The organism is Dictyobacter alpinus, assembly GCF_003967575.1.
Taxonomy (GTDB): domain Bacteria; phylum Chloroflexota; class Ktedonobacteria; order Ktedonobacterales; family Ktedonobacteraceae; genus Dictyobacter; species Dictyobacter alpinus.
In genome coordinates this window covers 1,843,699-1,866,934 of record NZ_BIFT01000002.1, presented here as the reverse complement: position 1 = coordinate 1,866,934, position 23,236 = coordinate 1,843,699, and the positions used below count along the sequence as shown (strand labels likewise).

At 45.4% G+C, this 23,236-nt stretch carries 23 protein-coding genes; 15 read left to right on the top strand and 8 right to left on the bottom strand.

What is annotated here, in order from left to right; translation table 11 throughout:
* The first annotated feature begins 73 nt into the window (after positions 1–73).
* Entirely contained in the window at positions 74–1,381 is a 1,308-nt protein-coding gene (locus EL633_RS30080) for a glycosyltransferase (protein WP_126630917.1), read from the top strand.
* 147 nt (positions 1,382–1,528) lie between these two features.
* Here EL633_RS30080 and EL633_RS30075 read toward each other — a convergent pair whose 3' ends face one another.
* Positions 1,529–1,714: a hypothetical protein gene (locus tag EL633_RS30075; protein WP_126630916.1), complete on the bottom strand. Its 186-nt coding sequence runs from the start codon at positions 1,712–1,714 to the stop codon at positions 1,529–1,531.
* A gap of 467 nt (positions 1,715–2,181) precedes the next feature.
* Between EL633_RS30075 and EL633_RS30070 the strand changes: the two genes are divergently transcribed.
* Both EL633_RS30070 and EL633_RS30065 read left to right on the top strand, forming a co-directional pair.
* Positions 2,182–3,213 (top strand): NAD(P)-dependent oxidoreductase, encoded by a 1,032-nt coding sequence (locus tag EL633_RS30070; protein ID WP_161982548.1) that lies wholly within the window; start codon positions 2,182–2,184, stop codon positions 3,211–3,213.
* Positions 3,214–3,498: 285 nt separating this feature from the next.
* Positions 3,499–4,659, top strand: coding sequence for a sensor histidine kinase (locus tag EL633_RS30065; RefSeq protein WP_126630914.1), 1,161 nt, complete (start codon positions 3,499–3,501; stop codon positions 4,657–4,659).
* 176 nt (positions 4,660–4,835) lie between these two features.
* Here the strand turns inward: EL633_RS30065 and EL633_RS30060 are convergent, their stop codons facing one another.
* A complete protein-coding gene (locus EL633_RS30060) occupies positions 4,836–5,027 on the bottom strand; it encodes an Lrp/AsnC family transcriptional regulator (protein WP_161982547.1) in 192 nt (63 codons plus the stop codon).
* 706 nt (positions 5,028–5,733) lie between these two features.
* Here EL633_RS30060 and EL633_RS30055 point away from each other — a divergent pair.
* The 8 genes from EL633_RS30055 to EL633_RS30020 all read left to right on the top strand — a co-directional run bounded on the left by EL633_RS30055 (position 5,734) and on the right by EL633_RS30020 (position 12,671).
* Positions 5,734–5,973: a hypothetical protein gene (locus EL633_RS30055; protein ID WP_126630912.1), complete on the top strand. Its 240-nt coding sequence runs from the start codon at positions 5,734–5,736 to the stop codon at positions 5,971–5,973.
* Positions 5,974–6,181: 208 nt separating this feature from the next.
* On the top strand, positions 6,182–7,462 hold the full coding sequence (locus EL633_RS30050) for an ABC transporter substrate-binding protein (protein ID WP_246039295.1): 1,281 nt from the start codon (positions 6,182–6,184) through the stop codon (positions 7,460–7,462).
* Positions 7,463–7,487: 25 nt separating this feature from the next.
* The gene (locus EL633_RS30045; RefSeq protein ID WP_126630910.1) at positions 7,488–8,447 is read left to right on the top strand and encodes a carbohydrate ABC transporter permease; all 960 of its coding nucleotides are present in this window, start codon (positions 7,488–7,490) and stop codon (positions 8,445–8,447) included.
* A gap of 15 nt (positions 8,448–8,462) precedes the next feature.
* Positions 8,463–9,326, top strand: a complete 864-nt coding sequence (locus tag EL633_RS30040) for a carbohydrate ABC transporter permease (protein ID WP_126630909.1) — start codon at positions 8,463–8,465, stop codon at positions 9,324–9,326.
* Between the two features lie 45 nt (positions 9,327–9,371).
* Positions 9,372–9,896: a GNAT family N-acetyltransferase gene (locus EL633_RS30035; RefSeq protein WP_126630908.1), complete on the top strand. Its 525-nt coding sequence runs from the start codon at positions 9,372–9,374 to the stop codon at positions 9,894–9,896.
* Positions 9,897–10,134: 238 nt separating this feature from the next.
* Positions 10,135–10,347, top strand: a complete 213-nt coding sequence (locus EL633_RS30030) for a hypothetical protein (RefSeq protein WP_126630907.1) — start codon at positions 10,135–10,137, stop codon at positions 10,345–10,347.
* A 636-nt stretch (positions 10,348–10,983) separates the two neighbouring features.
* The gene (locus EL633_RS30025; RefSeq protein ID WP_126630906.1) at positions 10,984–11,808 is read left to right on the top strand and encodes a hypothetical protein; all 825 of its coding nucleotides are present in this window, start codon (positions 10,984–10,986) and stop codon (positions 11,806–11,808) included.
* 8 nt (positions 11,809–11,816) lie between these two features.
* Positions 11,817–12,671, top strand: a complete 855-nt coding sequence (locus tag EL633_RS30020) for a hypothetical protein (RefSeq protein WP_126630905.1) — start codon at positions 11,817–11,819, stop codon at positions 12,669–12,671.
* Between the two features lie 13 nt (positions 12,672–12,684).
* Here the strand turns inward: EL633_RS30020 and EL633_RS30015 are convergent, their stop codons facing one another.
* The 4 genes from EL633_RS30015 to EL633_RS30000 all read right to left on the bottom strand — a co-directional run bounded on the left by EL633_RS30015 (position 12,685) and on the right by EL633_RS30000 (position 16,234).
* Positions 12,685–13,518, bottom strand: a complete 834-nt coding sequence (locus EL633_RS30015) for a cold shock domain-containing protein (RefSeq protein ID WP_126630904.1) — start codon at positions 13,516–13,518, stop codon at positions 12,685–12,687.
* 234 nt (positions 13,519–13,752) lie between these two features.
* On the bottom strand, positions 13,753–14,265 hold the full coding sequence (locus EL633_RS30010; protein WP_126630903.1) for a universal stress protein: 513 nt from the start codon (positions 14,263–14,265) through the stop codon (positions 13,753–13,755).
* Between the two features lie 24 nt (positions 14,266–14,289).
* On the bottom strand, positions 14,290–15,597 hold the full coding sequence (locus EL633_RS30005; protein ID WP_126630902.1) for an ArsB/NhaD family transporter: 1,308 nt from the start codon (positions 15,595–15,597) through the stop codon (positions 14,290–14,292).
* A 139-nt stretch (positions 15,598–15,736) separates the two neighbouring features.
* A complete protein-coding gene (locus EL633_RS30000; RefSeq protein ID WP_126630901.1) occupies positions 15,737–16,234 on the bottom strand; it encodes a hypothetical protein in 498 nt (165 codons plus the stop codon).
* A 320-nt stretch (positions 16,235–16,554) separates the two neighbouring features.
* Between EL633_RS30000 and EL633_RS29995 the strand changes: the two genes are divergently transcribed.
* The 3 genes from EL633_RS29995 to EL633_RS29985 all read left to right on the top strand — a co-directional run bounded on the left by EL633_RS29995 (position 16,555) and on the right by EL633_RS29985 (position 19,558).
* Positions 16,555–17,190 (top strand): RNA polymerase sigma factor, encoded by a 636-nt coding sequence (locus EL633_RS29995; RefSeq protein ID WP_126630900.1) that lies wholly within the window; start codon positions 16,555–16,557, stop codon positions 17,188–17,190.
* A gap of 115 nt (positions 17,191–17,305) precedes the next feature.
* The gene (locus EL633_RS29990; protein ID WP_126630899.1) at positions 17,306–17,524 is read left to right on the top strand and encodes a hypothetical protein; all 219 of its coding nucleotides are present in this window, start codon (positions 17,306–17,308) and stop codon (positions 17,522–17,524) included.
* A 645-nt stretch (positions 17,525–18,169) separates the two neighbouring features.
* Positions 18,170–19,558: a lipid II:glycine glycyltransferase FemX gene (locus EL633_RS29985; RefSeq protein ID WP_126630898.1), complete on the top strand. Its 1,389-nt coding sequence runs from the start codon at positions 18,170–18,172 to the stop codon at positions 19,556–19,558.
* Between the two features lie 271 nt (positions 19,559–19,829).
* Here the strand turns inward: EL633_RS29985 and EL633_RS29980 are convergent, their stop codons facing one another.
* Both EL633_RS29980 and EL633_RS29975 read right to left on the bottom strand, forming a co-directional pair.
* Entirely contained in the window at positions 19,830–20,543 is a 714-nt protein-coding gene (locus EL633_RS29980) for a LysM peptidoglycan-binding domain-containing protein (protein ID WP_126630897.1), read from the bottom strand.
* A 437-nt stretch (positions 20,544–20,980) separates the two neighbouring features.
* Complete coding sequence (locus EL633_RS29975) at positions 20,981–21,847, bottom strand: alpha/beta hydrolase family protein (RefSeq protein WP_161982546.1); 867 nt, start codon at positions 21,845–21,847, stop codon at positions 20,981–20,983.
* 384 nt (positions 21,848–22,231) lie between these two features.
* Between EL633_RS29975 and EL633_RS29970 the strand changes: the two genes are divergently transcribed.
* Positions 22,232–23,218 (top strand): D-alanyl-D-alanine carboxypeptidase family protein, encoded by a 987-nt coding sequence (locus tag EL633_RS29970; protein WP_126630895.1) that lies wholly within the window; start codon positions 22,232–22,234, stop codon positions 23,216–23,218.
* Positions 23,219–23,236 lie beyond the last annotated feature (18 nt).

Genomic DNA, 23,236 nt, shown 5'->3' with positions numbered 1-23,236 from the left:
TCATTATGTATCTATATATTGTACTCTTCCGTAGACAAATTGAGAAGTGATTTTTAGTTTGGAGTACTACTCAATGAGAAGATCAGCACAACTAGATCAATATTCAGCGTATATTGGTGAAGATGTATTAACGACTATCTATAATAAAGCTGACAAATTACGTGGAATTCATGTCTCACATATCAATACAACGGCGCACGGTGGTGGGGTAGCCGAGATTCTAGCGGAACTGGAACCACTCGTGCGCGATTTTGATATTAAACACACACGTAAGATTATCCAGCTTGATGAGAAGGCGCATGATTTTACTTCTTCACTAATCGGTCTATTACAGGGTGGCCAGTCGGGCGATATTTCTGCCACCGATCGCGATAATTTTGTAGATTGGTTGGGTCAGGCGCGCTTATCAGAACATGATGACGCGGCAGATGCGTATATTGTCCATGATTATCAGTTGGTTCCGCTGGCTCAGTTGTATGATTGGATGAAGCCTGCGGCCTGGTTTTGCCATGTCGATACCGCCCATCCTAATCCACATGCCCTCAATTATGTGAAGAGTTTTCTGGATGCATATCAATTAGCTATTTTCAATACTGAGTTGTCAGTTTTCCCTGACCTCCCGACAAATTTTTCGCAGGTCATGATACTTGGTATTGATCCTTTTCAACGCAAGCATGCTCCACTTGAACATGCGCAAGGAGTCAAGATTTTACAGCAATGTGGTATTGATGTTCATCGTCCCCTGATCACCCAGGTCTCTCGTTTTGATCCCTGGAAGAATCCTAAACAGGTAATCGATGTGTATCGCCTGGTCAAGCAACAGCTACCAGAGGTACAACTTGCGTTTGTTGGCGCGATGACGGCCACGGATGATACCGGTGCGGTGGATGTTCTGCATGATTTACAGCATTATGCTGATGGTGATACTGACATCCATTTTCTCTCTGATCCTGCTATTGTAGGAGATGATCAGGTGAATGCTTTCCAACGTTATTCCAGTGTGATTCTCCAGCGCTCCTTGCGCGAAGGGTTTGGTCTGACCGCAACAGAAGCCATGTGGAAAAATCAACCGGTTGTAGGTACATCTGCTACTGGCTTACGCACACAACTTGTGGATGGGCAGAATGGCTATATTGTTGATGATACCGCTACCTGTGCTGAACGCACCCTGGAGCTTTTATTGAAGCGTGATCTCTGGCAGCGCCTGGGAACGAATGCCCATGAGCACGTGCGCACTCACTATCTTCTGCCAATGATGCTACTCAGCTATCTCGATGCATTGGAGAAGATCTATCTTACCCCGTCTCAGCAGACTGGAATAGAGAGTCAAGTTACTGTATCGGATATAGATCCTGAAAATACTGCCTCGCTGGCTGACTGAGGCGCTTATGCTTATGGTTGCAAGCTTGTGTGCAAGGACAGTGACATATTCTTCTGACTGTCCTTTGAAATCAAAATTGTTGCCGGAAACATCATTGCTCTGAGATGTTTTCCGGCAATCAATAGATCCTATTTGAAAGTGGACCCCTTAGCGGCGACGGCGATCAGTAGTATCACAGTCACAATAAGTAAATGTGTTGAGACAAGAGGGACAGTAATACTGCAAGTTACCTCTGTCATCTGTTTCTGGTATCACCTCTTCAAGGTCCGTAACTAGAATACCTTCTTCCTGGTCATAGGGACATGTCTGATATTTAATGCGCTCTAGATTCATGACTTTCTCCCTTTGAGTTTTTTGCCTCGCCACAATAGAGTTTTTTTCCATATGCGCTTCCGCGAGGTGATATTTCAATAACCACATCAGCGACCAGAATTTCTTGATCGCTATTACTGATGAATGTATAGTGGTTTTTTTCAATCCTCAATTTTTTCAACCAAATGTCCATGAAGTACTACTTTTTACCTACCATATTTCATGTATCTGGTTTTAATGGCTATATTTGCACTCTGGTGCTATCAATCTGAAGCATAATCCTACTTTTTGAGGAAGGAAGATGGGAGAATTTACAACCTGTTTCTGACATCATGTGCTATAACTTTAGCTGCATAGACAGAAGTGAGTATAGTATGCACGTATCTTCATTGAGCAATATACTCTATACTCTCTGTAGAATTAGATATCTACTTATGGATCCCTGGTTGTTAAATGTTCTTGATGCTTTAGAGAGGATTTGTCTACTTATGACCCCAGGTAAATTGCAAGCTCTGGCAACAGAAATAAAAGACGATGAGGCGAAGCACCTTGCCGAAAAATTGGCTGATCATGTGACATTGCGAACTACACCCGGTACCCTGGAAAATTTGCCTGCTGAGGAACTCAGCGCGGTTGAAGTGATCATGCCTTTTATTCATACACCAATTGGCCGTACTGAAATTAAGGCTATGCCCAATTTGAAGTTGATTGCCACACGCTCTACGGGTTTTGACCATATTGATCTTGAGGCGGCTAAAGAGCGCAATATCGTGGTCTGCAATGTTCCCGGCTATGGGGAGACCGCCGTAGCTGAATATACGTTTGCTTTACTGCTCAGTATCTCGCGCAAGGTTCACCTGGCTAACTCTAGAACCAAGCGTGGAGATTATACATTGGAAGGTTTGCGTGGTTTCGATCTGTATGGCAAAACCATTGGTGTGATTGGTGCAGGCGCGATCGGCCTGCGTGTCATCCGTATTGCAGCTGGTTTTGGCATGCATATTCTGGTATACGACGAATTTCAACGTAAACGCAATAGCCTTTTAGCCGAGGTACTGAATTTCACATTTGTCCCATTGGACGAACTCTTGGAGAAGTCGGATGTCGTGACCTTGCATGCTCCCAGTCTGCCTGCTACCTACCATATTATCAACCGTGAAAATTTGTCCAAAATGAAACACGGTTCTTATCTAGTAAATACCGCTCGTGGCTCTCTTGTGGACACTCCCGCCGTCGCCTGGGCGCTCGATCAGGGGATTCTGGCTGGTGTAGCTCTAGATACTTTTGAAGGCGAAGAATTTTTGCAGCGCGAAGAAGAACTAATGAATGAACCAGGGGCTGAAGAGAAGTTGCGCATGCTGGTGCAAGGTCACGTGTTGCAGCGCCATCCCAATGTCATTATAACTCCACACATGGCCTTCAATTCCAATGAAGCCTTACTGCGTATCCTCGACACCACCATCGAAAATGTTCAAGCCTTTATCGCAGGAGACATACAAAATGTAGTCCAACCTTATTAATAGCACGGAGATTGGTATGTAACACTGGCTGGCGCATGACTTTTGTCTGCGCCATTTATGCTATTTGGGGCTAGAATTATATATGTGTATAGCTATAACGTCATGTTAATGAGTATTTAACAGTATTTTATATCCTTTTATAGCCCATAAGTATAGAGAAATTGAGATTTTTAGCCTGCCTTTCGTTTATTTGGCTGTAAAGAGGAATATATATAAAGGATATATATACGAACCATCAAGTTTGTCATCGTTTCCATATATTTCCTCGTGAAAGGGGCATTGGGCATGCTTAGAGGCTATGCATTGCCAAAACAATTGAAGCAATTATCTCCTAAAATCTCATGGCGCCTATGCACATTGAGCTTTTTGCTTTGCTCTATTATTTTGATTCCGCACATGTTCATGCCGATCGAACGTGTGTTAATTGCGTTACTCTTGATCTCGGTAGCCGCGCTGGCCTGGATTTTTCGCATCAAATTGCTTTATTTATGTATCGGGGGCGTGATCCTGACCCTGCTTTTATTTTTGTGCTGGATTGGAAAGCTGATCTGGCCATCATCAATCTTGCTGAGTTCTTTGCTGGGCGGTGAAATTCTGCTGGCGGAGGCTTTTGTTGTGAGTTGTCTGCGCACAGCTATGAATGTAGCTGTAGGGGCGCGGCAGCAGAAGATACTGGCCGATCAGCAGATGGCACTGGCTCTGGAGCGGCAGCAGCATCTCAATGAGCTAAAGGATCAGTTTTTGCTGAATGTAAGCCATGAGTTGCGTACACCACTTACAGAAGTGAAGGGCTATCTTGAGCTCTTACGCGAAAACTATACACAATTAGATGCAGATTCGATGCGAGAATTCCTTGATCATGCTACCCATGGGTGTAATGAGCTTGAATTGTTGGTTGATAATGTACTTGAGGCCACTCAATTAGATGTGCTTACCACTTCATATGAACTTTCCTCTGTTTCTCTGGTAAAAATAGTGCAAGAAACACTGGAACAGATACCACATGAGGATCATGAAATTGTGATTGATATTCCCTATGACCTGGCCGCGCTGGCACATCGACAGCAATTAAAACGTGTCCTCTATAATTTACTTTCAAATGCCATCAAATATTCTCCCACGCATACCGTGGTGACTGTTAGTGCCACCTTGATGTCAGGCCAATTGGCTGCATGTCCTGATATCTGTTTTCGCGTGCAAGATCTAGGGCCAGGTGTGCCTGCGGCTGATATGCCCATGTTGTTTCAGAAGGTTATGCGTCTAAAGCGTGATTTGACTGGCTCGATTCGTGGGACAGGACTGGGACTATTTATTAGCAAGCAACTGGTGGAATCCATGGGGGGACGTATCTGGGTTGAGAGTACTGGCATTCCTGGACAAGGGAGTTGCTTCTGCTTTACCCTTGCAGGCGCGCCGATTACGCTGTTGCCGCTTCCTTTGAAATAGCTCTCTAGCTTACACGGAAAATGAGATATATTGTGTACAGAAACAAAAAAGCCAGCTACCGAAACGAAGGGTAACTGGCTTTCGCATATTGCATAGTATCCTTGAGTTATAAGTTTTACTCCCACTCGATACCATTATTGTTTTTTCATTTTTTAGGAACAATCAAAGCTACTAAATTAGTAACCCCATTTCCAGCCCTTCATCGTATCCTCAGCTACTGTTCTCCAGCCACGTGCTGCGGCCTCCGATTTGAGACCTGCCTGTTCCGCTAACTCGGCATCACTGATATTAGGATTTTTCTTCAAAATCTGAATAATTTTATCAGTGGTCTTATGAGTTGATGTTGATTTCTGCTCGGATGTGTTCACTACCAAACCTCCCTTACAATATGTAAATACCTAAGAATTACGACGCTTTACCGGGATGCTCATGCCACGTACGCTTCATTTTCTGTGACTCTTCTGGATTCCTGAGTTCGCTTATCTGAAAACGCCGATACATTTTTGTGTAGTGCATGTATTTTTTTTCGTGGTATCACTATTGTACAACTTTTGTTGGTTTGTAGCCACTCTTTTCAACCATTTAAGGGCAATATTGAGAATCTCCCTCAAGACTGCTCTCAAGCCGGTTGTTTTTTGTGGGTACTATCTCTTTTTTCTTAATTACGATGATTGCTTTAAGCTGCCAGGTTAACGTAACATTTAATTAACTCATCATTACCATTGTACTAAATTCTTTGGAGTATGGATACCGCCGATGGTGGTATTTACCTGTAGCGCAGCACAAATTTATAGGATATAATATGAGCGAGCGATCGAGTGACTATCCAGGAAGCTTGATCGTCCATTACAATAGGTGAAGAAACACGATAGTTCACCTGGCTTTTTTTGAAGCTATGCCCTATATATTATCCATGCAGCATAAGACCGGAATGAACCGGTGGGGACGAGGGGAAGCATCAATGTATAAATATATAAAAAAGTTAATTATGGTTCGCCAAGTTATGAGATCAGTGTAGTTCTTCAAGCAATGTGGTGCTTGGTGTGCCCTTTTTTGTGAAAAGAAGGAATCATCATGAACCTGTTCGGATTTTGGAAACGTCAATCTTTTGGAGCACCCGTAGAAGTTATTCAGGCCGCTTGTGATTTTTATGGTACCTCACCAGAACGTACGCCAGTTGTTAAGGCTGAAAAGCTGAAAGCATTGTCGAATAATGTCTGGGTAGTTAAACTTAACGATAATGATAGCGCCGTTGTTGCTTATACACCTAAGGAGAAGGAGCATACAATTACTGCCGCCTGGTATGGTGAATAAGCTAAAAAGCGTTTTCTAGATAGAACGACTTCTACCTGGTCATCGGAACAAACCCGATGGGCCAGGTTTTTTTCTGGCCTTTTTTCTGGTACTACTGGCTATTTTTCCGCATGTGGTTAGACGACTTGTATTGTATGAGCAGGAACGAAAAAGATTGCTATCAAGGCTGCGATGGCTGGTTGTCGTGTAGGATTTGGGGGATATGTTTATGCATAAGCGGAAAAATACATACATTTCTATGACTGTTATTTGTTTGCTCCTGTTCTTGCTGCCAGACTGTAGTGGATCTTCCTTTTTATCCGCTGGCGACACGGGTAATCCGGGTAAGATTACGCTGACTCTGTGGTATTGGAACCGTGCAATTGATGATGCGTTGATTGCTCGCGTTCAGAAGCAATTTCCACATATTCATTTTCGTCCCCTAAAGATCGGTGGTGGCTACGATGCCAAATTGCGTACCTCTCTGGCCGGTCATGCTAATATTCCCGACATTGTGAGTATTAATTCAAATATTGCCACCTATTTTCCTGATGAAGATCAATTTGTAGATATACGCACGCTAGAACCTCCAACGTTAAAGCAGAGTTATCTGGACTGGAAATGGCAGCAGGCGACGACTCCCGATGGATTTGTACTGGCGCTGCCAATGGATACAGGTCCGACCGCGCTTTATTATCGCGCAGATCTTTTCAAGCAAGCAGGACTTCCCACTGAACCTGATGCCGTTGCGGAGCGCTTAAAGACATGGGAGGATTATCTACAGGCAGGTCAACAAATGAAGCAGGCGACCGGGGGCAAGGTCTTTATGTTTGATAACATCAATACAGTGTTTAATCAGATCCTGGGCCAGGGGAATCTGCAGTATTTCACGGCCGCAAATCAGTATGTTGGCAATCAGAATCATGTGAAGCAGGCCTGGGATTACGCTGCCAGGGTCCATCAACTGGGATTGAGCGCTAAGGCGACTTCATACTCGACAGATTGGAGTGCGGCTATCAGTAATAATGCCATCGCTTCGTTTGTCGGGGCGGTCTGGATGAAGCATCGTTTGAAGGATGCTGGCCCCAAAACCGCGGGCCAGTGGCGGATCGCCTATGCTCCTGGTGGTCCTGGGAATGCTGGTGGTTCTTTTCTAGCTATAACGAAGGCTTCTCAACATCCTCAGGAAGCTTTTGAGGTGGCACGCTGGCTACTGTCTGCGCAGAATCAAGTTATCGCTTATCAGCATACAGGCCTGTATCCCTCGGCGCTTGCCAGCCTGGATAATACTGCCCTCTTACAGCCTGAGCCGTTCTTTGGTGGACAGATAACCACACGGATCTTTAGTCATGTTGCGACACAGATTAAAGCGGCACCAAATAATCCTGATAATGATGTGGTGCAGGGTGTGATACAGCGTACCCTGAACATGATTGAGTTGCAAGATGTTGACCCTCAGGATGCCTGGCAGTATGCTCAGCAACAGATACTGCGTGAACTGTCTCATTAATTATGGATAGAAGGGAGCTATAGTTATGAGTGTTATCAATAGCAGTCCACCACCAGTTATGATGCCCGCTCCAGTGCCAGGCATTGTGCGCTCGTTGCGGCGCAGAAATACATTTCAGCGTGCACTCCCGCTCTATCTTTCAGTTGCGCCATTTTATCTGTTGTTTGCCCTCTTCGGATTTTTTCCGCTCTGTTTCTCACTCTATCTCTCCTTCCACAAGTGGGATGGCATTGGGGCGATGACATTTGTGGGCTGGAATCAGTTTGCCTATCTGTTGACCGATACATACTTCTGGCAGGCGCTGGTGAATACTCTGGAGATCTGGCTGTTGGCGACTTTGCCGATGATCGGGATCTCAGTTGTGCTGGCGTTTTTGCTAGCGTCCCCACTGATCCGGTGCAAAGGATTTTATCGTGTGGCTTTTTTCTTGCCACATATTACTTCTGTAGTCGCTATTGCGCTTGTGTTTGGTTCTCTGTTTAGTAACCAGTTTGGTCTGCTAAACGCGCTTTTGACCTCGCTGGGCTTATCACGGATAGCCTGGTTGAGCCAGCCGTGGAGCATGAAGATCGCGATTGCCGTGATGATCCTCTGGCGCTCAATTGGCTATCATGCCTTGATTTTTATGGCTGGTATCCAGAGTATTCCTGTGGCTTTCTATGAGGCGGCCCGCATAGATGGCGCGAAATCAGCGCAGATCTTTTTCCACATCACCCTCCCATTACTACGACCGATTATGCTCTTTACCATCGTTACCTCAACCATCAGTGGTATGCAAGTCTTCACCGAGCCACAAGTTTTACTGGGCAATGATGGTGGACCCGGCCGCGCTGGCATGACGATTGTCCTGTATCTCTACCAGCAGGCCTTTGCCAGCTATCACTTTGGTTATGGTGCGGCGATAGGTTGGGGCTTGTTTGTCATCATTGTGCTCTTTTCGCTCCTCAACTGGTTTCTAGTCCAGCGACCGGGCCATCGTGCTTAGCAAGGAGGTGATGTTATGTCTGGATTTCAGCTCAAGCAGCAATCTCAGATTCCCATTGGCATTCAGGGCAAAAAGCTGTTACTCCATCTGATCCTGTTAGTCGTAACCGTCGCTTCGTTCTTTCCTTTTTACTGGTTGATCGTCATGGCGACAAACGAGACCAGTGACATTTTCAGTTATCCACCTAAATTAACTTTGGGGAGACATCTGCTTGAAAACGCTGGCAATGTGTTTAAGAATATCCAGTTCTTTGCTGCTTTTGGTAATACGCTCTTTATCGCCGTTGTCGAGACCACACTGGTCCTCTTCTTTTGTTCGCTGGCCGGTTTTACCTTTGCCAAATTTACCTTTCGTGGACGCAACATCTTGTTTATTGTCTTGCTTGTCACTATGATGATCCCATCCCAGTTATCGGCGGTCCCTTCCTTTGTCTTAATGGCCCGACTGGGCTGGGTGGGTAGCTTTAAGGCCTTGATCATACCAGGTATGGTGACCGCGTTTGGTGTGTTTTGGATGCGCCAGTATGCTGAGTCCTCTGTTCCTGGAGAACTGGTCGATGCCGGCCGGATCGATGGTTGCGGGCATCTACGCCTGTACTGGCATGTTGCCCTGCCTATTATGCGTCCCGCGCTGGCTTTTCTGGGTATCTTCAGTTTTATTCATGCCTGGAACGATTATATGTGGCCGCTCATTATACTGAACGATCCTGCTAAATATACCTTGCAGGTTGCACTTGCGCAGCTCGATAATGTCTATGGCGCGGATTATGGGATGCTCATGGCTGGTACACTCATGGCTACGGTCCCGTTGATCGTTATCTTCTTACTGGGAAGCCGCCATTTTATCGCGAATATTGCCACAGGCGCGCTAAAAGAATAATATGATTGAATACATTTACCATCATCATGGAGGAAATTCTCAGACATGGACACGTCATTACAGGTACGATTAGCTTCTGATCGTGATGTTGCATATATAGTCTCGCTGATTGATCGTGTACAAAAGCAACTTACGGCTTCTGGTAGTTTGCAGATCATTGGACCTCTACCACATGCGCTAGTGGCTGAATTTGTGGCTATGGAAGCCGCGTTTGTCTTTGAAAGTCCAGCTGGATTGCTGGGAAGTGTCTTTGTGCAACCGGCCACACCAGAGAGTTGTCCAAACTTGATCAGTTGGCAATTAACTGCCTGTGACCTCCATCCCTGGTTTCTGCAGACACTGGCCCTTGAGCCGGAACAACAGGGCCGTGGACTGGGGTTTCACTTCCTATCTGGCGTGCGCGCCCTGGTCGCTCAACGCGATCCGCAGGCCAACATTATTCTGGATTGTTGGGCTGGTAATACCAAATTGCGTACATTCTATACCCGCGCAGGCTTTACACTCCACGGAGAATTTATTGAAAAAGATCATTGGCTGGCAGTTTTTGTGCAATCTGCCGCCAGCCGCTAAACACAGCGTCCTGGCTGCTTGAGCCTCATTGGATCATGAGTGTAGCAAAGATTTCATGACCTATGTTTAACAAGGGATTCACATCCCTTTTTGCTATGCATCACTTCTTAGTACTTTTGCTATTACATTTTAGAATATGAGTATGCTATGCGTCTTTATAGGTAGAGCAGGTAGGATCGGTGTATCGCTTGCAAGCAGAAGTTTTTTTAGCGTGTAAGCATAGAAATGAGGCTAAAAGATGCACACACAACCAGCAGCGCAATGTCAATGTATGCACGATCATGGTATAGGGATGCTCTTAGTCGATATTGATACTGAGAAGCCACAATTGGATTGTCGTGGGAATTGGCAATACTATTGTCTGCTAGAGCACCATCTTTTTACGGTTCGCCCAACCGAAATTGAAGTGGCACCAGAAGAAAATACACAAAAAGTTGTTACTCTGGTCTAATTAAAGATATTAGCTTGAATATACATAGCCTATTCAAGTTTATGCATAAAAGCTATGGAGCACTTTGACTTCATAGTCTAATCTCAATGTGTCCTATAGCTCATGTATCCTGACATAATTATCCTATTTGTGCGCCGCAAATGCCCATAATTATTTAACGCCATGTGCAAGTCCCCCACATCCTCACAAGTAAGCAAGCCCTGTAGGTGCGATCTGTCAGGGAAAAAACTTGCCCATGGCGTTAGTTATGTGGAGTTGCAATGTACTTCCCCTCATATAAAGATTATCTCCTGGTCATAAAGTACATTCCATAAGAAGTATTGCGTTCTTAATCCCTGTATCTTTATTTGCATTTGAAGAATTTTATTATGAATCTAAACGTAATTATTTATGCGTATATTATATGGCATAAATAATTTTTTTCTATGTTTACACAATGCCATAAGGCAACTCTCCTTACTGTGCTTTTAGCTGCTAGAAGTAGTCGCGTCATTTTAAACATACAAACGAGATGAGCATGGTAAGGTGCGAAACTTGCCCGCTGGTTGTAACTGAATGATAGTGAGAGCAATAATGAAACTTAACGATCCACTAGCACGCAGTCAGCGTATGGCTCTATTAGGGTCTACGCCTGGCTTGATTATTCTTTCATTGAGATATGTTAATTATATAGTTACAGGAAAAATATTCATTGTGTCCTTTGAGAATATTTTCTATTGGCTTTTATTGCCATTGTATCTGGTCGCAATTTATGCATTGATTGACCGGCAGCGCTTCCTTTCACGGTTAGGGCGGAAACGGGCTATGGCTCTCAGCCATCAGGCTGATTTTCCAAGCATAAAGTTGTCCGAGCCCCATGATCTGACCATGATTTCTACGTCGCAATTGGTGCAGCGTCCACATAAGTTCATTCCCATGATTTCTACTGCACTTGTAGTGTTTCTTTTCCTTGCATTAGTCTGGATTTATGTTCTTTTCCTTAACAATTCTTCTCATATAGATGTATCTTTTGTTGTACTCACACTTATCATATTTTCTGTTGTCGTGATTGTATTGATGATCTTCTTCTTTTTCTTGTCGGGTATCCGCTATGAAGGATTACAACGTATTACCCTGACCGATGAAGGTATTACCGTTCGTAGCGGTGATGGTCAGGTGAATAGTTTGCGTTGGCATGAAATACAACTCTTTGCTACCAATCATCTTCCTGGTCAGGTGTGGGCTTGGAAGCGACGTCCTCTTGCGTATGAGGTGTCCAGTGATCAAACTCTGGTACGCTGGGTGCTTGCATCGGACCAGCAGCTGCGCTCAAAACACGTGGTGCTTGAGCCGGATATGAATGTCGCTGAATATCATACCTATATGCAACTGGTAAGCGAGCTGGTGGCGGCTAGAACTGGTTTACCTCTGTATGATTTTGATGCTGACTTCGACAAAAAAATACAAACTTCTCTTGCGTGAAGGAAAAGATGATGATGCTGAAAAAAGATCGAAGTATCTGGCGTATGCGGCTGGAAACGCTGGCGGCGATTGCTTGTTTTTCCTATCTGGTGATCAATACGTATTTGCTGAAGCAGAAGGATTTTGTGGTTGGTGGCATCATCTATCTTGTTCTGGCGGCTTACTATATCTGGCTTTTCAGTGTACGTGAAATGTACTGGCAACGTCTCTTCCAGCTACGTTTAGATGCAGCCGTTCATCGCGAACAGTATCTGGCACATGAGCAACCAACGCCCTCTGTCACCGCCTTGAGTTTGCCTATAAAAATTACCTTGCGCCCGGGCAAGAGGTTGTGGATCTTGTTAGCCGTGCTCTGTGGCCTTCCCCTGTTAATTTTAACGATTCTGGCTATATTCTTTAGCATTAGTGGTCAACTGGCTAATGTGTTATCCAGCTTTAGGTGGATAGGCATTATTCTACTTGTTCTGGTTTTATACTTTTTGTCGGATGCGTCAAATGAATTTTGTCCGACCATTTCTGTGAATGAGCAGGGGATGGCGGTACACTATTTATTACGTCGTACCTTTTTGCCCTGGTCCGATGCACGTTTGTTTGCGTATTATGATACCTATACCAATCCACTAGCCAAACAGCGTTTTCGTGTCTATGAGTTGTCTGGTGAGCATGCCTTTATACACTGGTCGTGGCGTATGTTCTTTAGCTATTGGTGGGAGGTGCGTGTGAATGGGCAAGGCATTGCTTCAGATAAACGCGCGGAATTTGTTGAGCACTTTAGTCAGGTTGTGATGGGCTATACCCATCTGTCACTATGCGAGCTGGTTGTTCCGACCCAGAAAAAGCATGCATGGAGCATGATATGTTAAGCTGATCGCCTGCTTAATTTATGAGCTGAATATTGCGGGCGCTCAGGCCATGCTGACCACTCACGATCTCAAATTTGACCGCTACACCGTGTTTAATGGTACGGTATCCCTGGCCGGGAATGGCGGTAAAGTGAAAGAAGATGTTCTGGTTTGAGTCCACCTGAGCGATCATACCGACGCCTGTATCGACATCAAACCAGAGGATGTTGCCATAGGAGACTGGAAGGCCATTGGAGCCAGCTGGTGGGGCGCCGTTTTCCCATTCTTGTTGCGGGATACGTATCTGTTTGATCTCTGGCTGATTGTAGGTTTCATATGTATAGTCAGAGCGTGTCTCCATAATAGCGCGTAGATCGTGCCGTAATTCTTCGAGCGTCGGTCGACCAACAAAGTACCAGCCATTGTAGATGGCATGGATTTGCAGTGTAGGTCGCAGGACAAAAGTATATGGTTGCGCGCGATAGGCGTATTCACCTTCGGTCTCATCTAAGATATTGAGCCGTGTGATGGTCCTCCTCGATTCATCTGATAAAAAAGTCCACGTAGCTCCCAGCCCGGCGCGAAAGGCGGCATTAACGATTGGAGCATCCACGCTAACCGTGACCAGTCTGGCATAGTTGACGGCAAGTTCATCTTGAAATTCCACCATCTGGCGCATCTGCTGCTGATCCCTTGGACAGAAGAAACCACGCAGGAAAATCACAATCAAAGGATAGCCATCATCAAAGCCAAGGCGCTGATCCAGTAGTCCTGGTTGGGTGAATTGTGAAAGTTGTACCAGTTTGTTATCCTGGTCGGGTAGGACCAGGTCAGGAAATTGATCATTGATCTGGAGATGCGTTGTCATATCCTGTGGGCTCCTCTGTCACTGGCGCGATTTGCCATATTTTATTGAGGATCTTCTTTTACTTGTAGATCTCAGTATAGTGCCCGGAGCACAAATATACAAACATAAACGACCAATATGCTATTGAAAGCACGTGTATGAACGACGGGCCTTTTTTCTTTATAGGTAACAGGATTATCAATGCTTCTCTATTATAATAGATCGGCCAGAAAAATGATCGTGAAGGAGTTCTGTTTATAGTTCACGTAGTGGTTTGCTTGGTGTACGTTTGATGGGAAAGGTCTCGTGTGTTTTCTTACGTACAAGTAGAACTGGACAGGGAGCATGATCTACTACAAAGCGAGCTACGTGTCCGACAGATTTAGGTCCAATCACTGTATTCGTATGCTGGGGATTGCGTGGACAGATAACGATCATATCTGCATCCCATTCGGCGGCCGCATTTACAATTTCACGTTCGGGTCGGCCAGTTTTTTGCAGGCTTTCAGCGCCAGAAAAAACCTGCTTGCCTTCAAATAATATATCCTGCGCTACGGCTACCTCGGCGGCCGCGATCTTTGATTCCTGCATTGGAGCATGGCGCAGAGGCCGCAGGAGTTGATCGCGTTTGCGTGCCATCTCGTCGCGGGGTCCATCATCAATCACATAGATAATACCAATGGTGGACTGACCAGCCTCCATAAATGGAGTGACTGCTGATTGAATTTGCTCTAGATTAGAACCATCCAGACAACAAAGTATGCGCATATAATCCCTCCTGCTTGTATTGTATTACAGTAATAGCCAGATGGCCAGGGCGCCAACTATGAGCATGATGGGTGTGGTAATAATGCCAATCTTAAAATAGTCCCAACCCGAAACATCCAGGTTGCGCTGGCGTAAGATGAGCAGCCAGAGCACGGTAGCCAGTGAGCCTACCGTCGTTAGATTAGGACCCAGGTCACATCCAAAGATGGTGGCCGCGATGAATCCATGTTGTACCGCCAGAGGACTATGCTGGATGCTTTGTAGCGAAGATGTCAGGACGACAGCCATCGGTACATTATTGATCAAGTTGGTTCCCAGCGCCGAACCAAACGTGCCTACCATGACTGCCCCAAATGGTGTGTTGCCTGAAAGATGTAGCAGCAAGCCACCAAATTGCGTGGTGAGTCCTGTACTTTCCAGCGCCTGAACGACAATAAACATGCCAGCGATAAAACCAAAGATACTCCAGGACAATTGTTTATTTAAGTCTGGCAGCGTTATTTGTTTCCAGGTGAGCGCGCCGATCAATAAGATGATGGCACCTCCCAGCGCGACCAGCGATAATGGAAACTGGGTGGCCGCCGCAATGATATAAGCGATACTGATAATGATGAGTGCGCCGCAGACATAGCGAAAATAAGCTTTATGGCGAATCGACTCCTCTGAGGATGGGAGCCGTTTGAGGTCAAATTGGCCGTTCAGCTGCTTGCGATACAACAAAAAGAAAATCCCAATATTGATACCGATCACCAGTAGCGATGGAATAAAGAGCAGACGCAAAAACGTCCAGAGATCCAATGGGAAGCGCGAGGTCACGATGATATTGATTGGATTACTCACCGGCAATAAAAATGATGCTGTATCAGCGATAAACGTGCAGGCAAAAAGAAAAGGTAAAATAGGGAGCCGCAACCTGGTCACCAATGTGTAAACAATCGGTGTCAGGATCAAGGCTGTGGCATCATTAGAAAGAAACATCGAGATCACAGTACCAAGCAAAAACGTATTAAAAAATAGCCTGCGGGCACTATGGCCAGAGTAGCGGGCAGCCTGAAATGCCAACCAATCAAATAGGCCCGCCACCTCAGCCAGAGCGGAAATACTCATCATGCCCAGAAAAAAGAAAAAGGTATTCCAATCACTGATTAATGTCACAAAAGCCTGCTGTGGCGTGATGAGTCCTAATAGTAGCAAGGCTGCCGCCCCTAATAAAGCAATCTGTGCCTCATTTGTTTTCCATGGACGAAACATAATACCTAACAACGTTACAACCGTAATCACGGCGATTAATATTGTCCTGATCTGTGTTGGTATATGTAAGAGAAGCGCCATCTTTGTTGTATCCTTATGTTTTTATGCGGTGAGCTTATGCCTTTAATACGACTGCTCCGCTAAAACAGATGGATTCGGTAACGCTTCCATTCAGCCTGACTGGCGACAGCAAGATTGATGGGATAGGGCACAAGGCATTTTACATATCTTTATAAAGATCATCCACGTTTGTGAAACCGATAGTGTGGCTGAAAAGCTCAAAAAAAGCCTGGTCAGTGTGATGGACATCCTGGGGATGAAAAATATTATCGGTATCAATACTAATAAATGCGCAGCCAGTGATTTCTAATTCCATCGTTTTTATCTTCGTGGTGCCATCCAAAAATGTGAGCTCATATTTAGTCCCGTTGTCCAGCGGACAATTATAAGTTGCGAAAGGTGAGACTCCAGGCAGTGCTAAAGCTGCATTATACAGTTTTTGGACTTCAGTAACGGCTGTGATGCGTTTTTCGAACATCGCTATCTTTGGCCTGAGCGGATTTTTTGGACGGACAACTTGTAATATATCAGGGTTTGCCTTTGAGTTAGCGTTAGCCACAAATACAAAAACGCCGGTTGCGAGTATTACTACTATGAGTAGCGCGCAGATGACTCTAACCGTTTTTAATTTCAGCACTGCTCGCAAGTTTTTTGCCATTGCCGTTCTCCTATTTTCTTGCTGATCCAATCAGGTAGATGCAAAACAACATTTAATGGAATTCAAGGTTATAGCTAGTGAAAGGCCCATAACATATAGGACGTTATGTATGGCAATAAAATTGCACACAATGATGAGTTTCTTTCAGTGTGGGCTGCCGCATGAGATTAGAAAGCTCTAAGCTTGAACTAAGCTGTTGTTAATCTCTTAAGTTTATGCTTAGACTAGCTTATGGAAGAGCTTATATAGGCTAAAAATGCTTGTGTTATTGAGCTAAAAAAACTATGATAATGGGGACGAAAGAAAGTGAGGTTGATGAAATGCAAGTTAGGGAAAACACAAAAGCAACTACACCCAATGATGAATTATCTGATGGTACATTAGTAAAACAGACGCTGGCAGGTGATCAGAGGTCGTTTGAACTACTGGTACGTCGTTATAATACACCTATCTTTAATTTTATTTGCCATCTACTTGGTGATTATGATTTAGCCTGTGATGTATCTCAACAAGTTTTTACTCAACTCTATATATCTATGCCTACGCTAAGAACTGGCGAGCCTTTGAAAGCCTGGTTGTTCCAGGTTGCTCGTAATCGTTGTCTGGATGAACTGCGTCGCAAACGCGCCATCCATTTCTCTGAGTTAGAGTCTTCTCATGATGAAGAGGATCTTTCACCGCTGGCCATTATTCCCGATGGCAGTCCTTTGCCAGACGAGATGGCTGAACGCAGCGATTTAAAGGAAAAGTTGCGTGAGGCGATCGATGCCCTGCCTCCAAAGTTCCGCATGGTAGTACTTTTGCGATACACCTCACAATTAAGCTTCGCTGAAATTGGTAAGACATTAAGTATGCCAGAAGCTACCGCGAAAACGTACTTCCAGCGCGCCCGCCCTCTCTTGCGCGCCTCTATGTCTCAGCACTGGCAGCCACGGGTCGCCCGCTCCGCATCCTAAAATTTTCCCAATTTTTAATAATTCTAATCTAAAGCTTGGAATTCTGAAACTTCCCTCTTATGTGCATCGTGTTAAAACCAGATGATTAACACGATGAATGTAAGAGGGATTTATTATGAACAAAGTATCTTTAGACTTTTTAAACAACAATGTGGCATTGGATGAGTTTGAGATGGATGAACTGTTTTCAGACCTTTTACAGGTAGAACCACCAGCAAATATGGTTGAGCGCATTATGTCAGCCGTCTCTACGCTGCCAAAGCCAAAACCATTATCCCAATGGAAAGATCTCGACTTCTTTGTCGCAGACGATACATACGATCAGCTTTCTTAAAAACACAGGTAAAACACAACCTGTGTTTTTCTTTGTCCTCAATCGCTCGCATAGCTATTATCTTTCAACCTGCCTATCTACAACTCCAATTGACGGTGTGTATTTAAGAAAAATACATACAAGGGATCGAAAGTCTTATTTGCATAGCCCGGCAGTCCTTCCTTCTCTATCTCTCCGTAATATCTTCCTGGGGTGAATCCCTGTATTCCCGATACCAGCAACAAGGGTCTGAAGCAAGGGCTTGTTTCTGCGACGGTACTCGGTTATGATGTATGTAAATGTTTTGCATCCGATTGTGATCTGGATTGGATGCAGTAATTGACGGAAAAGATGTTACATTTACGTACATATCCAATTTTGTGAGCTTCTCAACATCAAGCTTTCACGTTTGCTTGCTCATCTTCTACCACCAATTTTTGGCTAAAAGATTTTTCTTGTAAACACCAGATTAGCATGTTTGTCCTCACATCTCTTGCAGGTAAGAGGACTTTAGAGCTATGTCGTTGCGTCCTCCTACCTAAACAATATATAAAATCGTGGATATGTATCGTTCCCGAGCCGCTTTACGCGGATGGGAACTGCCGCCCTCAGTGGCTTCAGTAAATTTCTTATGATTATAAAATTATCAGGAAAAGGATAGAAAAAATGAAGGCGCAAATCATTACTGATCGCCAGCAATGGAATGACTTCGTGGCGGCGTCTGAGTTATGTAATCTTACCCAGACATATGAGTGGGGCGAGCTGATGGGTAAGCGCCATGCTGATTCGCTGCATGTTGGTGTTGTCAACGAGGATGGCTCGTTGTGCGCAGCTATGCTGGTACTCGTCTCTACCGTGCCCGCGCTCCGTGTACCTTATTTCTATGCGCCCCGTGGACCGATTATTGAGGATCCTGCTTCTCCAGCTATGACTATTTTGCTGAATTATGTAAAGGCTGAGGCTCATAAGCGCGGGGCTTGTATGCTGAAGGTGGAGCCAGGTGTGCCGGATGATGATCAAACCTGGCTGAATGCTCTGCGCCACTATGGTTTTCGTGGTATTCCTTATGCCCACCATCTTCGCCATGAGTGGGTCACCGATATTCGCGCGGACGAGCAAGAGCTGATGTCTAAAATGCATAAGAAGACGCGTCAGTATATTCGTACATCTGCAAAAACTGGTACAACTATTCGTGAAAGCCATGCTCAATCTGATATCGATGCCTTTTACCGTATCTATTGTGAGACTGGTGAGCGTAGCGATTTCATGGTTCTACCCAAAGAGTACTATGAGAATTTCTTGCGCCTCTATAAGGATAATGCGGTCCTGCTCGTCGCTGAATATGAGAACCGGATCATTGCGGCCGCGATCGTAGTACGCCTGGGACGTTGGAGCTGGAATATGTATGAAGCCGCCTCCGATGAGTCTCGTGAGCTGCGCGTCAATTATCTCTTACAATGGCAGCGTATCCTGTGGGCCAAGTCGCATGATTGCTGGTATTTTAACTCGCGTGGTATTCCTGATGTACTGGAAGAGGGTACCGAACTCTACGGCGTCTATAACTTTAAACGTGGCTTTGGTGGCTATGCTATGCGCTCACTGGAGACACAGGATCTGGTGTACCGGCCTGCCATCTATAAAACGTATCGTTTGTTATTGGATGGTAAGCATTGGTATGAGGAAAAGCAGGCAGCTAAGAAAAAGGCTGAAGAGCTGAAAAAAGCTGAAGAGAAGCGGGCAGCCAGACAGGCTGAACAGCAGGCCGCTCCAACTCCTGTTGCCCCTGCCGCTGAAAAGAAAGTCCAGCAGCAGCCTCAGAAGCCCAAAGTAGCTAAGACGCCACGACCGGATGCCGCGACCTTGTCTCAGGTGCTGCCACAACTGCCAGAGACGCCACAGCCAGAAATATTGTCAGGTACCGAGTCACAATCGCAAGCATCTGAGACTCCACGCCCACCAAAAGCAGCCAAAAAATCAAAGAAAGCTGCACAACCAGTGGAAGCAGAAGCGCTAGAAATCCAGTCAGCTGAAGTAGAGAAGACCTCTGGTCAATAAATAAACTATAGCTACTATAGTGGGCTATTTTCTCAAGTTCTTACGCTTATGGGGTGCAAGGCAACCGTCTTGCACCCCATAACTATGCGCTCCTGTCAAGAGTTGCGAGCACGACTATTATCCAGTTAGTGTATATAGTAAAAAGAGAACGTGCCAGGAGTTTTTTCGACAAAAATTCCTGGCACGTTCTCTTTTTTGGAATATTTTAGTTAAGTGAAGTTGTCTCTGACTTAATTAACTAATACTCTGTTCTGTGATTGGGTTTCAACCTCTAGCGGCAAACCCATTCGCGCCAGCTGTAGCCGTCACGCACAAAAATGTCATGTGCTGCGATAATGTTGGCTCTGGCATCATAAGGAGATATACCTGCCTGTGAAGTTGTATTCCATGTGCTTGGATAAAGGATCTGGAACACACCAGCGGCATGACTACCACCGATCGGCATAGGATTGGTAGCACCTGGATTTAATCCCGACTCACATACGGCCACGTGTTTGGCACTGGCAGCGTATGGACCAAAGATCTCGTCAATCATACTACTGACACTGGCATTAGCGGTTGTCGCGGGAGCTGCAGGAGCCGCCGGTGCTGCTGGGGCCGCCGGCACTGCTGGGGCAGCGGGAGCCACTGGGATAGCTGGAGCGGCTTTTGGAGCTGCGGGAGCTGCGGGAACTACCTTAGGCGCTGCTGGAATAGTCTTGGTAGCTTCTTTCGAAACTGCAGGAGCCGCCTTAGGGGCTGCTGGAACTGCGCTCTCGGTATGCCTGGCTGCAGGCTTAATAACTTTTCCTGCTGGCAGACAAATCTTTTGATTGACAAAGATCCGATCCGGATTAGCGATACCATTACTTGTCGCCAGTTTTTTCCAATCGGTATCAGCACGCTTGCCAATTTCACTCAGTGTGTCTCCGGCTACAACTTTGTAGGAGTTGGAACAATTGGGAGCGGCATGGGCCATGTTCGGGGTCGCAAAGCCAATTCCCATACTGGTTCCTAAGATACTTAGTGTTCCTACAACTGCAACTAGATGCTGTTTTTTGTTCGGCTTAATTTTTTCCGCCTTGAAAAAATTCTTTAGATAGTGATGTACTTGCAATGTTTCCTCACTTTGAATAGACAACTTCCGTTCCCTTTGACATGGGAGGTTCCTCGTCCACGCAAATTATCTTCGCGTAGCCTGTTGTTCAGGTCATCGTAGGCACATGCTTAGAATAGCATGAAACAGATTGGTATATCCAGAAACATGGATGATATTAGCCCTAATTACCTATGTATGAGGATAAAGGTTAAGATGACGTGGAGAAAGGAGGCTAAAGAAGGAGATTGTAATAGAGATGTTGTGTGGTAGATGCATGGCTTATATTGCACACTCACCATACCACACAGACAAGCACGATTAAGGAAAAATAGTTGCGCGGCGCATTAGCCAAGTTTAGTTTGTATGCTCGCAGGGAGCGGACCCAGATTCAGTTCTTGACAAAGCCATATTGCCCGATCTATACGAGCCTGGCCGTTGAGCTCATGGCTACTATCGTACCAGCGAATCTGTTTGGGCTTACTGGCTTTCTCCAGATATAAGAGTGCTTGCTCTTCTGAGACAAATTCATCTTGATTGGCGAACTGGAATAATATACTGGCCGGAGCCGTATTACCAATATAGTACACGGCGTCAAGGGGTTCGATCATATCGAGGTAGCGCTCCCATTCTGCGGGTGGCGTCTTCTCGCGTCCCTGGGCGATCATTGGATGTGTGCTCACGCGGTACACTTGGCTGGTACTGGCGTAGCCTGCCATCAAGACATATGTCTTGATACGTTTCTCAACGCCAGCAACGATACCTCCATTGGTAGCACCATAGCTATGACCGACATAACCAATGCGTTGTCTATCAACCCCTGGCTGTGCCATCAGTACATCCACACCACGGCGTACATCAGCTACAATTTGCAAGCCAAGATCTCTGGCCGCTGTTTTGGACGAGATAGGAGCTTTTAGACTGGTTGGACGTAGAAATGGTGCATCGATACACAGTGAAACTATGCCGATCTCAGCCAGAGTAATTGCCTCCTCTAGAAACTCGGTACGATCCCTCTGGCTCCAATGGACAAATATTACGCCCGCAAATGGTCCATTTCCCTGTGGAACAATCATATACGCAGGAACACGACCGCCTTGCGGACTGGCATACGTAATATCTTGTATCGTGATATTTCCACGACGGTTCTCTGAAATGAGCTTGATATCTGGCGTTGATTCTTCATCGTAAGCGAAGAAGGTAGGATTAAGCATGAGCGTTATCTCCATCATCCAGAATTGACTACTAAGCGTTCATAATGAGTAGATTCTGCAAGCAACGTAGCTAAGCGAGTAATTTTCTTCTTTTCTTTATCTTACACTATGGGGTATAGGAGCGCAAAAGCAATTTTATATGGAGTTAATGGAAAAAACATAAATGCTTGCGCTAGTTTTATTCTTGTTCGATTTCAAGTACTCGCATGATCTGAAGAATTACAAATCGAATAGTGATAAATAATAGATTGTAACGTTCAACTAAATAGAAGATAATTTTTTTGCGAAATCTCTCAAACTGTTAACAAAACTTTATTTCATTCGATACTATAAAGGGAGTGATGAGCCCACTAAAAAATTTATTGTTAGTTAGGAGTTCTGTGCATGGAGCGCCGTATTTTTGCCATTGTATTTATTATTGTAATACTTTTATTTGGCTCTATGGTCTATGTCTTTACATTTACACCTTTGAATAATCAGCTTATGGGGACCTTTGGCCTGTTGGAACCGACTGCGACTCCAACCCCCGAACCTGAACCGACTCCCACGCCCGAACCAACTCCAACCCCTATACCTACGCCAACCGCAACGCCTCGGGGTATGATGCCACATGTTCAGGCACCCGCCGTGTATATGGTTGATGGATATACAAATAATGTGCTTTCCAATGTCAACGCAACTATGCCTTTGCCAATGGCCAGTACCGCTAAAATCATGACGGCTCTGATCACAATACAGAGTGTTGGCTTGAATGACAGGGTCACGATTCCACAGGATGCAGTGGATCGGGTTGCGGATGGTACCGCTAGTAGGGCTGATCTGCACACAGGCGAGATTATGAAGGTGCAGGATCTCTTATACGGTAGCCTGCTACCATCTGGCGCGGACGCCGCCACAGCCCTGGCAGACTACGTAGGAGGCTCTACACCTGCCTTTGTTCAGTTGATGAATAATAAAGCCGCAAATCTTGGGCTGTCTAATACCCACTTTGTCGATGTAGATGGTTTGACGCTTGATGGTCCTAACAGTACTACGAGCGCGGCCGACTTGACCAAACTGGCCCAGGTCGCAATGGCGAATAGCACCTTTGCTACTATCGTCCAGCAAACCAGCTACGATGTGCCTCCAACGCAATTTCATTCCAAATTTCATTGGGAAAGCACCAACGGACTACTCAGTACCTATCCTGGCATGCTAGGTGTCAAAACAGGACACTCCACGCAGGCTGGTTTTTGCCTCGCCTTCGCCGCCGCTCGTGATGGACACTATATCGTCGGAGCAATCCTGAATAGTCCCGCTGAAGACCAACGTAATACCGACATCTCAAACCTCCTCGACTGGGGCTTCCTGAAAATCAGCGGCAAGTTATAAATATCTTTCAGTAAGCAA